The sequence below is a fragment of the Nostoc commune NIES-4072 genome (assembly GCF_003113895.1).
GTDB classification, from domain to species: Bacteria; Cyanobacteriota; Cyanobacteriia; order Cyanobacteriales; family Nostocaceae; genus Nostoc; species Nostoc commune.
On record NZ_BDUD01000001.1, the window covers coordinates 2,420,654 to 2,433,355 of the forward strand.

The window sequence follows — 12,702 nt, forward strand, 5'->3', positions numbered from 1 at the left end:
ATGCTGAAGTTAATCTTAATGATAACTTTAGTATTTTTTTAATTTATTTACAGTAAAAGAGAAATTGTTGTAAATATAAAACTAAATAAAGCATTAAAATAAATAACAGATTGAAATGAAAATTATATATCTATTAACAAATCCTATTTTCAGACTATTACCTTAATAATTTAGGCAGAGCAGGCAGGCAAAAGTGTTTTCTAAAAAAGTGCAGAGCAACATTAACCAAATCATGGTGGAAGAGGAAGAAATAGAATTAGCAAAAGCACTAGAAGAACTACAAGCTGAAACTGCAAAACGCCAAGCAGTTGAAGCACAGTTACAGCAAAAAACATCAGAATTTGCAGCGATTTTGCAAGCGCTTCCTGATTTATACTTTCGTATTGATGCTGATAGAAGTATTCTAGATTACAAACCAGGGAAGCTGGATTACCCGTATATCTCAACAGGAGATTGGCAGGGCAAGAGTTTGCGAGAATGCCTACCGATCGCTGTAGGCGATCGCTTCTACCAAGCAATAACTCAAGTACTTGAAACTCAATATGAAGTCAGTTTTGAATATACCTTAGCGCTACCATCCGGGAAGAATAATTTTGAAGCTAGGTTATTACCATTACCAGACCAGCAAATCATAATTCTTGTCCGCCACACCAGCGACAACATCCAAGCAGCATTCAGAGAAAGCGATAACAAGTTTCGCAGCATTGTCGAAAACGCCAATAACATTATTTTTGCCCTAACACTTGAAGGGATATTTTCCTACGTTTCTCCTAACTGGACAGAAATTTTTGGACATGAGGTTGCAGAAGTTGAAGGCAAATCCTTTGTTCCCTTTGTACATCCTGACGATGTGCATATCTGTGCCGATTATTTTCAAAGAATTTTGACAACAAGTGAGAAACAAGACGCAATTGAATATCGCGTAAAACACAAAAATGGTACTTGGCGATGGCATACCAGCAACTCATCTGTTATTAAAGACGCCAATGGTAATGTTTTAAACTTTGTTGGTATATGCTATGACACCACTGACCGAAAACTTGCAGAAGTTGCACTTAGAGAAAGCGCCCAACGAGAAGCCTTACTCAATCGTCTTTCTAACCAGATTCGAGCTTCCCTGGATCTCAATTACATTGTGGAAACCGCAGTACAGGAGATTCGCAACTTATTCCAGATTGATCGCTGCGCCTTTTTTTGGTATCGGCAAGACGCTGATGTACCCTACTGGGAGAGAGTATATGAGGCGAAAAGTTCCTCTTTCCCCTGTTTGCTTAATCAGCAAGAAGCAACTAATGCAGAAATCGAACTAATCGCAGCCAAAACCTTGAACAAAGAAATCATCCGCATTAATGATGTTGAGACTGTCAGCGATGACATTGCACAGCAATTTTTGCAGGATTTTGGTTTCACTGCTTTTATGTCGCTCCCCGTACATACCCAATCAGGGGAAATTGGCACATTTAGCTGTGGTTCTTGTAGTGGCTTCCGGCCTTGGCTAGACAGCGAAGTAGAATTATTACAAGCAGTTACAGTTCAACTAGCGATCGCCATTGACCAAGCAAAACTTTACACCCAAAGTCGCATCGCTGCCCAAACAGCCCAAGACAAAGCCCAGCAACTAGAAGCGGCGCTGCTAGAACTTCAACAAACCCAAGCACAACTGATTCAAACTGAAAAAATGTCCAGTTTAGGACAATTGGTTGCAGGTATTGCCCACGAAATCAATAATCCCGTCAATTTTATTTACGGCAATATTAGCCACGCCCGTGAATATACCAAGGATTTGCTGCACTTGGTAGACCTTTATCAACAAAACTATTGCCCACCAACACCAGAGATTCACGAACAAATCTACGCCATTGATTTAGACTTTCTCAAGCAAGATTTGCCGAAAATTTTAGATTCTATGGATATGGGAGCCGAACGCATTCGGCAGATTGTCCTATCTTTACGCAATTTCTCTCGCCTTGATGAAGACGGCACAAAGCCAGTGGATATTCACGAAGGTATTGATAACACCTTGCTGCTGTTGCAAAATCGCCTGAAAGCCAAATCAAGACATTCCGAAATCCAAGTAATCCGAGACTACGCCAACCTGCCACCAGTAATGTGTCACGCTGGACACATGAATCAGGTGTTTATGAATCTGTTAACAAATGCGATCGATGCTTTAGAAGAGGGAGTGGGGAATGGGGAATGGGGAGTGGGGAAAGAACCACTCCCTACTCCCTACTCCCTACTCACTACTCCCCAAATTCGCATTCGCACCCTCATCCAAGAAGACCATATAATCATTGGCATTGCCGACAACGGCGCAGGCATGACTGAGGAAGTACGCAAACGTGTATTTGACCCCTTCTTTACTACGAAACCCGTCGGTAAAGGCACGGGCATGGGGTTATCAATTAGTTACCAAATTATTGTCAAAAAACATGGCGGGCAAATCCAGTGTATTTCAGCACCAGGAGAAGGTGCTGAGTTTGCGATCGTGATTCCATTCAAGCAGCAACCGGATTTGTAAATATTACACAATCTTAACCAAAATTTAATCAAAAGTTAACCTATTAGTTGTTAACTTAAGATTAATTCACTTTTTGCTGCAACATTTGAACCCCCCCAACCACCTGAAAGTTACAGGAATTGGGGGATTATTTATTCTAATACGGAGAAATAGTATAGGATTACTATTTGATTTTTGAACGAAATTAAGTATTGTAGAGTGTGTTAGAACGGAGTTCGTAACGCACTATGAACACGAGTTTGATGCCGTACTCTCTGTGCTAACACATCCTACGTATATTTTCTCCAAATCAAACCGGATTCCTATAGTAGAAATGTTGCAGTTTAATCGTTTAAAAAACGTTGTAATGGTATTATTATGTTTGCGTAGGTGTAGTGCAATACCATTCGGTTAAGGAATTTCTTGGTTCAGGCAGGCTCTTGAGGCAGTTTGGGAAGAGAAGTAGGGGGAAAGAAGAATTATGATACAACCCCAAAGTCAAAATAGTATCACCTACACACGCGTTATCCATCTAAGTCATGTAATTGACATAGATATTCCCCAATGGTCTGGCGACCCTCCAGTAGAATTTGAAACTGTAGCTGAACTGAATAATGATAGCTATTACCTACGACGTTTCTCCTTGGGGGAACATAGCGCTACTCATATCAACGCCCCTAACAGTTTTCATAGTTATGCTGTGGGAATTGACCAATACCCCGCCCAGTCTTTGGTTGTACCTGCGGTAGTCATAGATAAACGCCTTGCCACAGCAGTTAATCCTGATTATGCCCTGACCATTGCTGATGTTCTAGCTTGGGAAGAAGAATACGGAGAAATTTATCCTGGTTGCGTAGTTATACTGAATACTGGTTGGCAAAAAAAGTGGTTAGATAAAAGTGCATTCCTAAATCATGATTCTCAAGGAATTGCCCACTTTCCAGGGTTTGGTAGCGATGCGACTCAATTATTATTGGATGAACGGCAAATAGCAGGGGTAGGAATTGATACTCATGGTGTAGACCCCGGACAGGATAACAGTTTTGCTATTAACCACTTGGTGTTGGAGAAACCGCGCATTGTATTGGAGAATCTCACCAATTTGGATCAATTGCCACCGAAAGGTACTACTCTAGCGATCGGCATTCTCAGGTTGCGTGGTGGTTCTGGTTCTCCTGTCGGGGTGTTGGCATTAGTGCCTTAATTTTTATATCGATATTTGCTTCTTACCCCAATTTCTTAAACTTGAGGATAACCTAGAAAGCAAGCAAACTTAGTACACAAGTTCCAGTGGATCATCAGCCGGAGATTTTCAAGATGACAACTCCCCTATCTTGCCGCAATTACATAGACGGTCAATGGTTGAGTGCTGTAGGGGAAGCAACTTTAGAAAGTCGCAACCCTGCTGACAAAACCGAAGTGGTTGCCACATTTCCCCGATCGCAACTTAAGGATGTAGATACAGCAGTAGCCGCCGCCCGTAAAGCCTACTACAGTTGGCGCAAAGTCCCGGCTCCAGCTAGGGCAGAATACATATTTCGTGTTGGGGAAATATTACTCCAGCATAAAGAAGAACTTGCTCAGTTAATCAGTCGGGAAATGGGTAAACCCTTGACAGAAGCCAGGGGAGATGTGCAAGAAGGTATTGACTGCGCCTTTTACACTGCTGGCGAAGGACGGCGACTATTTGGGCAAACCACACCGTCGGAAATGTCCAATAAATTCGCCATGACTGTGCGGATGCCCATAGGAGTTTGTGCCTTAATTACTCCCTGGAATTTCCCTGTGGCAATTCCTTGCTGGAAAGCTATGCCAGCTTTGGTGTGTGGAAATACAGTTATCCTCAAACCTGCCGAAGACACCTCCGCCTGTGCAACTAAATTGATTGAAATTTTCCAACAAGCAGGTTTACCACCAGGAGTAATTAACTTGGTGCATGGTGTGGGAGAGGAGGTGGGTAAAGCTTTAGTTGAACATCCAAATGTAGATTTGGTATCGTTTACTGGTTCTTCAGAAACAGGTGCTTTTGTTGGCGCTACTTGCGGACGCACTCACAAGCGTGTCTGTTTAGAAATGGGTGGTAAAAATGCCCAAGTGGTAATGGAAGATGCCGATTTGGAACTTGCTCTTGATGGTGCAGTATGGGGAGCATTTGGAACAACCGGTCAACGATGTACGGCTACTAGTCGCCTGATTTTGCATCGTGATATTAAAGAAAAATTTACCGCCATGCTCTATGAGCGTACCAGCAAGTTACGCTTGGGTGCTGGCACTGACTCTGATACAGATATTGGGCCGATTGTCAATGAAAAGCAACTTCAACAGGTGAGCAAGTATTTGGATATCGCCCGTGAGGAAGGAGCAAAGGTTTTAATTGGTGGAGAAATTGCCAGTGAAGGTTCATTGAAAAACGGTTACTTCTTTCAACCAACTATTTTGGATGATGTAACTCCCGATATGCGCGTTGCGCGTGAAGAGATATTTGGGCCAGTGGTGGCATTGATTGAAGTTAGTTCTTTTGAGGAAGCGATCGCAATTCTCAACGATAGCAATTACGGTCTTTCTTCTTCAGTTTACACCTGCGATATCAACCGGGCTTTTACTGCCATGCGCGACATCGAAGCAGGTATCACCTATATTAACGGCCCCACTATTGGCGCAGAGGTACACTTGCCCTTTGGCGGTGTGAAACAAACCGGTAACGGACACCGCGAAGCTGGAACTACTGCAATGGATGTTTTCACGGAATGGAAAAGTGTTTATGTTGACTTTTCTGGAAGTTTACAACGCGCTCAGATAGATAACCGCAGTTAATTGTATGCAATATTAACATCCCGACTGCAAAACTTTCGCAAGTCTTACAACACGTTGCGCGATCGCTCAGTTTCAGCAAAGAATAATTTGTAATACCAATTCACGAAAACCCTAATAGATATAGATTTCTCGTTGGGACATGGTAATGCTATGCCCTTACCAACGTATTTGTATTATTACAGCGAAATCGTATAACCCTTATTAATAGGAACTTTCGCTACAAGAAAATCTAAATGACACGCATCGGAATGCGAAATTTGTAGTATCACTCAGGCAGAACTGTTTGTCTACGCCTTCGACACCATTCCTTACGCTGTTACGGCAAAAGGCAAGGAGTTGAGCGACTGGGAGCGTGCTTTCCAGCACATCAATGCAGGCGGTGGTACTAGCATCGGCTGTGCATTGGAAGCAATGCGGAAGAAGAAGCAGGTGGTTGACCAGATTATCCTAGTGACGGATGAGGGCGAAAATGCGGCTCCTTACTTCGGTGAAGTCTACAAGAATTATTGCCGAGAGTTGGCGATAATGCCGAACGTGGTGATTGTTCGTGTAGGTACTCATTACAACTGGGTAGAGACTCAACTGAAGCAGCAGCAAACACCTGTAGATACGTTCACTTTCGCGGGTGACTACTATAGTTTGCCGAACATCGTCCCATTGCTAACGCGCCCCTCTCGTCTGGATTTGCTAATGGAGATTTTGGATATGCCGTTACCTGTAAGAGAGGATAAGTAAGTTCTGAAGTATGGCAATTACCATTACATTTTTGTAGCACAATGTATTATTAATCCCTGCGTGCCCCAACTCTTGGAGCCTACATACTAGTACGAGAGGAAAGGTAACACTGCCAAATACAGTGGGCGTGTGTGAACGGGGAGTACGAAGAACCTGGGAGGTAGGCTTAAAAGTAGTCATCCTTGAAAGAGTGTGTAACAACTCACCAGTGGAGTCCCTCTAGTAACTGAGAACACGCAATGCTCCACCAACTTGCACGGAGGAAATAATGATACTAATTTGTAATTAATAGGCTATTTATAAAAAATATTAAGTAGGGTAGGACGATGAGCCGAAGTTTTCTCATTCAGATTTACTTCAAGTCTTGGACTTCAATACTTGTATAGCTTTAAATCCTTCCCATGTCTGACTGAAAAATACGATGGGAATAATTAAGCCAACTGGTTTACCTGTTTGAATCATATTGTGAATGCCAGTTAAGAAATTTAGCAGCATAAATCCCACTGCAATACCCAACGCAAGTTTGGATTTACGTTGTACAAAAAAGCCTAGAACTAGATAGAGTAAACCAAAAAGTAAAAACGAAATTCCCAATATCATACCTTCAGGAAGTTGATTGCCAGCTATTAATGCCAGTAATCCCAGAAAAACACCCAAAACTCCAACTGCGTAAATTGCCCGGTAAGCAGATGCTAACCTTTTTTTGTACTCTGATATTTGTTGTATTTGGGTAGTCATAATTTTTAAATTTATTTGGTCAATTGAAATTTTACTTAATAAATACAAGGCTACTGTATTTACTGGATTCATCTAGTCATAAAATTTAGAAATCGGGAAAAGCTTTTTTCTTCCAAGTATGGGAAATTTTTGTGTATTGACGCTCTAGTTCAGCAGTTGCACAACTGAGTGTACGTACTTTTTCTTCAACCTGGCCTAACTGTTTCATAACACTAGCAGCAAACCATAGTAGAAAGAATGAAAATACCCCTGTGCAACCTTGATTAAGAATATAAGCAATACCGCTAACAAATGCACCAACAAATAAAACTATTTGAATCAGCGCTCCATACATATTAAGACGCACGAGTTTTTTATAATCTTCTAATGATTTTTCATTTGCAATTGTTGTATTTCTTTCTAGAAAATTCTCAAATTTATCTTTCACATAGAAAGATATCACAATCGATAATAAGCACATTCCAATATATGCAAAATGCAAAAACATTGTTTCACCCAATGAAAATAGTTGTCTAATTACTGTTTTATTAAAAACAGATGTTCTTTTATATACTCATATATTGGGAGAAATCTTGAGTAATTATGCGTAAATAGAGATAATTATGCCTGACATCCATAAGCTAATCAACCAAATTGCGATCGCACAAGCACAATTATCTACAACCCAATTCCTTGCTCCCTGTGTCAAAGGTGGACGAGTTCGCACACGGGTAGCTGGGATGATCTACACCTTCAGTCCAAAGCCTAGTAAATTTGAAGGTTGGGGCATCTTTCAGCTTGTGGATGAGAAAACAGCAACGGTTGTAGAAGAAGCAGACTTACCCCAGATTGCAGAATACCTACAACACTTTCCCCAAATACGACTGCGGTTAGCACATCAACTGCAAAAACAAACTTGGTTAGCATACCCTGTGAATGAAGCAGATATGCGTCAACGGTTGAAGGTAGTTAAACCGATCGCAGTCCACTTAGTTACCGAAGGCGTTACCTTTGAGCAAATTATTGCCCGTTGGAATGGACAGTCTTGCTGGTTCGAGGAAGTCGATCGCCGTACCGATCCGGCAATTGTTGAAACTCTGCAATCTGCTGTTAAGCAACTCATTCCTGCTGAGGAATTACAGTTTAAGGGCATTACTCCAGAAATCCGCACAGTGTATGAATTAGCAACTCGGCGCATTGAGGGCTTTACTCAACCCCAACAAGATGAAAAGCGACTCAAAAAGGCATTGCGGATGGGCGGCGGTGAATTAAATCAATTTCACGATCGCGGCGATTATTGGACAGTCGATTGGACAACTGCTGATGGTGTTCGCCACACTAGTGCGATCGCTAAAACTGACTTGACTGTTGTCAGTTCTGGTATTTGTCTGAGTGGACGCGATCGCGATTTTGACTTGCAATCCTTAGTAGGTGTAATGGAACATCAAGAGTGGTGAAGACAATGAACATGTTTTTTCACGAGCAGCTTTACCGCAGCAATGCTGTGATGGCAAAGCTAAAAAATTATCCTGTAACAATTTGTGGCGCTGGAGCATTAGGAGCTAACATTGCAGAAAACTTAGCTCGGTCTGGTTTTGATAAACTTACAGTGATAGATTGCGATCGCATTGAAGAGCGTAACCTTTCGACTCAGCCTTATTACCGTTCTGATGTTGGAGCCTTCAAAGCGAAAATTTTAGCGAATAATTTATATCGAGCAATTGGTACTAAAGTTGATGCTAAAACTCTTGAATTGACATCAGCAAATACAACTCAACTACTCAAAGACAGCCAGCTAATTGTCGATGTCTTTGACAATAGTGTGGCACGTCAAACAGTGAAAAATTATGCTGAACAATTAAGCATTCCTTGTCTTCATGCTGGGCTATCGGCTGATTATGCAGAAGTGATTTGGAATGACGTTTATCGCGTTCCTTCCGAGGTGAATGATGATGTTTGTGATTATCCCCTGACACGAAACTTAGTAATGTTAACTGTTGCTGTGGCGTGTGAAGCGATCGTTTCATTCATTGCCACAGCAGAACAGCGTAACTTCACCATTACCCAAAAGGATTTAACTGTTCAATCTCTGTTTTTGTAGATTGCGTAGATGCTCTTATCGGCTTATCGTAGACATCGCGCATTAGAGTTTACCAAACTCTGCTGGTTTTAAGTAAAGAGCAAATAACAAGCAGTAAGTTTTGTGGCGGGGTATAAATCCCCATTACGAATTAACTAGCTAGATAGTTGTGTATCTTATCCTTATGTCTTCGTAGAGTAGCCAAAGCTTGTAGCTCTATCTGTCGCACTCGTTCTCGACTAATACCCATACGTTGACCAATCTGCGCTAAAGAAAGTTCATTTCCATCTGTTAAACCAAAACGTAAAGTTAATATTTCCCGTTGCTGGGGATTTAATTTAGCCAACAAATTTTGAATATTTTGTTGGAGAAACTTTTGGTCAGCGTATAATTCTGGCGAGAGTCCATCATCCTCCAACATCTCTTGTAATTCTGTTTCTTTTTCTGAGCCAACTCGCAATTCTAGAGAGACAGTTTGACGTGCTAAGAGTAAATAATGTCGAATTTCTTTAGGTTCTAAAGATAGTTCATTGGCGATATCAACTACTGTCGGAGTACGACCTAATTTTTGAGTTAGTTCACGTTGAATCCGCTTGATTTTGTTCAGCTTTTCTGTAATATGAATAGGCAAGCGGATAGTACGTCCTTGTTCGGCGATCGCTCGTGTAATTGCCTGACGAATCCACCAATAGCCATAGGTTGAAAACTTGTACCCTTTAGTAGGGTCAAATTTTTCAATTCCTCGCTCTAAACCTAAACTTCCTTCTTGAACTAAGTCCAGAAAATCTAGGTTACGTCTTTGATACTTCTTAGCAATAGATACCACAAGTCGCAGGTTAGCCTGAATCATTATATGCTTGGCTTCATATCCCTGATGTAGCTGTTGCAGCAGTGCTTTTTCATCGATATTTATATTTTCAACCCATTCTTGCTGTGTCGGTTGGCGTTTTAATTGAATAGCTAATTTTTCTTTGGCAGCAAGTAAAGCCATCATTTGTTGAACTTGCTTGCCAAAATTAATCTCTTGCTCATGAGTTAATAAAGGTATACGTCCAATCTCGCGCAGATAAGCACGCACTGAATCACCAGGAGATAAAGGTTTTTCATTTTTATTACTTTCTTCTAGAGACTGGGTAGATAGACTATTCATAGTTATTTGAACCTTCAGAAATACTTGTTGATTTACAGGAAAATAATACCAATTTGCAATGGACAACTCTTAGAGACGCTAACGCAATTAAGAAACTTAGATCCCGCAAGTTGGAGAATTGGTATAAATTTCAATCCGAGAGGATTAGTGTGAAATTCAAAAATGCAATTAGAATGCAATTCTTAATTTTGATAATTAAGTTGCTAACATTAATTTGACTATAATCGTTTTGTAGCTTGACTTTAAAAGGTCAAAGTCAAGAACTCGTCTAGATTTTTCTGGTTGTTGTCGCGTATAATTATTTTGCCAAAGCTAATCTTTTTAAAGTTAAGAGCTTGATGTGACAGGAGCTTGTCAAAGAATTGAAAAAGTTATGTCTATCCAAATTACAGAGGATTTCAATCTGGTGAAGTATAGGAATCGTATTTGATTTTGAAATTATCTACGTGGGCGGGTAGTGGGGAGTAGGGAGTAGGGAATTAGGTTTTTCGATCTGTACGGAGCTTCTTGAGAAATCAAATATTAGTCTTATATAGGATTACTATTTGATTTTTGAACGAAATTAAGTATTGTAGAGTGTGTTAGAACGGAGTTCGTAACGCACTATGAACACGAGTTTGATGCCGTACTCTCCGTGCTAACACATCCTACGTATATTTTCAGAAATCAAACCGGATTCCTATATACAACCTAAGTCTCAAAACTAGGGATAAAGCCTGTTTATTTCATAGTTCTGCTGTAAGTAGCCATTCAATAAAAGTTCTACCGTTTGGCGCACAGAATTGTCTGCAACCTCTTTTGGGTAGTTATCTGGGTTGGGAAAATTAGCTATTGCATACCCACTGAAACTGTCGAAACAATTCTCAATGATCAAAAGTTTATTTAGACAAATTTTTTATTTACACTAACTAATTGTTAATATAGTTTGCTCCAAAAATAATTGCATAACAATGACTCCAATAACTAAACACCAATCAAGGCTCGGAGTTGAAGTCCTGCGGGGTTGCAATCTTAGCAACCTCACAAATCTAGAGTCGCGTGAATTAAAGGAATCACTTTGGAAACACGGCGTTGTGGTAGTTAGACAGCAACACATCACCGCACAGCAGTTGAGAGAATTTTCTAGCAAAACCTTTGGTGACTTCATGTTTGGCTATTCCAAAACCAAAACATTAGATCCCGATATTAGTCCAGACCTGCAAAGCCAGGGTGTGTATATCTTGGGTAATCCCAAGGGACTTACTGAAACACCTGTAGGAAAGTTTGCTTGGGAATGGCATCATGATAAGGATGGCGTCCCTGTCACAGAGGGACTGGATATGAATGCACTATATGTTGTCATGCTTTATGGTGTGGAAGTGCCTCCAGAAGGTGTAAATGGGCAGCCCCATACTACAGAGTTTCTTGACATGATAGAGGCTTATAATAACCTAGATCATCAACATCAGCACCAGTTAGAGCAGATGTCGATGTATCACTCACCACCAATGTTTTTTAAGAGTAGCAATGTAGAGGATGTACCAAAGAAACTGCATCCCATCGTCTCTACTCATAAAGTCACTGGTAAAAAGGGATTATATCTAGGTTCGGACACTGCGATCGCAGTTGGTATGGAAGATAGACCAGAGGAAGCAAAACGTTTCTGGCAGGATTTGTTTGCGACTGTTCTAGACTGTACACCAATCTACTCCCATGTTTGGCAGCCAGGAGATATTATTTTTTGGGACAACTCCCAGGTAATGCACAGAGGTACACCCTATGATGCAACGAAATACAAGCGAATTGCGTTGCGTTTAGGGGTTGTGGACAAGGGATAATTTGAGGCGGGGGGCAGGGGAGGCAGGGGAGGCAGGGGGGGCAGGGGGAGAATTTTGGAAGTTGCGAAACATCCTGCAACTATGCAACGCGGTTTATTGAGGTGCTGTCTCTGGCGTTGGTGTCGATGTAGGAGTGGGGGTTTCTGTGGGAGTTGGTGTAGGAGTTGGCGTTGGCGTGGGTGTTTCTGTGGGCGCTGGTGTTTCTGTGGGCGTTGGTGTTGGCGATGGGGGAGGGGCAGGATTTTCTACTGTGATGCTGAGTTGATAATCTACTGGTTTCGATGCTGTGGAAACCACGACAAACTCGTAAAATCCGTTTTCTGGTAATTTAGTTGACAAACTTCGCTGGCTAGAATCTTCTAAAAATCTAATTTTGCCAGAGGGTGAATAGACTCTAACACTGGCAAAATTGAAAGCAACAATTGGCGTACTTCCGCCTCTGTAAAGCGCAAACCCTGTTGTAGTCGGGTATTTAACAACGAATTGTAAGTTTCCCCTTCCACATAATCTTGCACCAAAAACAGATATTCTTTCCCCCCTAAGTTCATCCGAAGCAGTTCCCGGAAGCGGGGAATTTGGGGATGTTGCAGTTTATAGAGAACACTCGCTTCTCTCTCAAACAGTTCTTCAGCTTTTTGGACAACGTAGGCGGTTTGAACTTGGGGGGAGAATTCTTTTAAAACACAAAGTTCGCGGAAACGATTGACATCTTCAGCTAAATAAGTGCGTCCAAAACCACCTTGGCCAATTTGACGCACAATCACATAGCGATCGCCTAAAGTTAGTCCCGGTTGGATACTATAACTTATGGGTGTATCCAACAACTTTTCACCACACTGGAGACAAAAGCGACTACCTGGGGAATTTTCATGTCCTTGAGAACAATATA

10 protein-coding genes and 2 pseudogenes are annotated in these 12,702 nt (G+C 41.4%); 7 read left to right on the forward strand and 5 right to left on the reverse strand.

Going from position 1 to position 12,702, the window contains the following annotated elements:
• Positions 1 to 193: 193 nt before the first annotated feature.
• The 4 genes and pseudogenes from CDC33_RS10715 to CDC33_RS10730 form a co-directional block, all read left to right on the forward strand.
• Entirely contained in the window at positions 194 to 2,521 is a 2,328-nt protein-coding gene (locus CDC33_RS10715; RefSeq protein WP_369694294.1) for a PAS domain S-box protein, read from the forward strand.
• Positions 2,522 to 2,981: 460 nt separating this feature from the next.
• On the forward strand, positions 2,982 to 3,704 hold the full coding sequence (locus CDC33_RS10720) for a cyclase family protein (protein WP_109008465.1): 723 nt from the start codon (positions 2,982 to 2,984) through the stop codon (positions 3,702 to 3,704).
• 113 nt (positions 3,705 to 3,817) lie between these two features.
• Entirely contained in the window at positions 3,818 to 5,314 is a 1,497-nt protein-coding gene (locus CDC33_RS10725; RefSeq protein WP_109008466.1) for an aldehyde dehydrogenase family protein, read from the forward strand.
• Between the two features lie 255 nt (positions 5,315 to 5,569).
• Positions 5,570 to 6,049 (forward strand): annotated as a pseudogene (locus CDC33_RS10730) (hypothetical protein); the annotation flags it as partial.
• Positions 6,050 to 6,406: 357 nt separating this feature from the next.
• Here CDC33_RS10730 and CDC33_RS10735 read toward each other — a convergent pair.
• Positions 6,407 to 6,787, reverse strand: a complete 381-nt coding sequence (locus CDC33_RS10735; RefSeq protein ID WP_109012533.1) for a hypothetical protein — start codon at positions 6,785 to 6,787, stop codon at positions 6,407 to 6,409.
• 85 nt (positions 6,788 to 6,872) lie between these two features.
• Complete coding sequence (locus CDC33_RS10740; RefSeq protein ID WP_146195801.1) at positions 6,873 to 7,214, reverse strand: hypothetical protein; 342 nt, start codon at positions 7,212 to 7,214, stop codon at positions 6,873 to 6,875.
• Positions 7,215 to 7,389: 175 nt separating this feature from the next.
• Between CDC33_RS10740 and CDC33_RS10745 the strand changes: the two genes are divergently transcribed.
• Together CDC33_RS10745 and CDC33_RS10750 are read left to right on the forward strand one after the other, a co-directional pair.
• Positions 7,390 to 8,223: a hypothetical protein gene (locus tag CDC33_RS10745; RefSeq protein ID WP_109008468.1), complete on the forward strand. Its 834-nt coding sequence runs from the start codon at positions 7,390 to 7,392 to the stop codon at positions 8,221 to 8,223.
• A 5-nt stretch (positions 8,224 to 8,228) separates the two neighbouring features.
• Positions 8,229 to 8,867: a ThiF family adenylyltransferase gene (locus CDC33_RS10750; RefSeq protein WP_109008469.1), complete on the forward strand. Its 639-nt coding sequence runs from the start codon at positions 8,229 to 8,231 to the stop codon at positions 8,865 to 8,867.
• A 130-nt stretch (positions 8,868 to 8,997) separates the two neighbouring features.
• Here CDC33_RS10750 and CDC33_RS10755 read toward each other — a convergent pair whose 3' ends face one another.
• Positions 8,998 to 9,996, reverse strand: a complete 999-nt coding sequence (locus tag CDC33_RS10755; RefSeq protein ID WP_109008470.1) for an RNA polymerase sigma factor, RpoD/SigA family — start codon at positions 9,994 to 9,996, stop codon at positions 8,998 to 9,000.
• 950 nt (positions 9,997 to 10,946) lie between these two features.
• Here CDC33_RS10755 and CDC33_RS10760 point away from each other — a divergent pair.
• Positions 10,947 to 11,813 carry a TauD/TfdA dioxygenase family protein gene (locus tag CDC33_RS10760; RefSeq protein ID WP_109008471.1) on the forward strand — a complete coding sequence of 289 codons (867 nt, stop codon included), beginning with the start codon at positions 10,947 to 10,949 and terminating at the stop codon, positions 11,811 to 11,813.
• Positions 11,814 to 11,906: 93 nt separating this feature from the next.
• On the opposite strand, the gene CDC33_RS38565 is transcribed toward CDC33_RS10760, so the two are convergent.
• Positions 11,907 to 12,152, reverse strand: coding sequence for a hypothetical protein (locus CDC33_RS38565; protein WP_181373962.1), 246 nt, complete (start codon positions 12,150 to 12,152; stop codon positions 11,907 to 11,909).
• 38 nt (positions 12,153 to 12,190) lie between these two features.
• Positions 12,191 to 12,702 (reverse strand): annotated as a pseudogene (locus tag CDC33_RS10770) (protein kinase domain-containing protein); the annotation flags it as partial.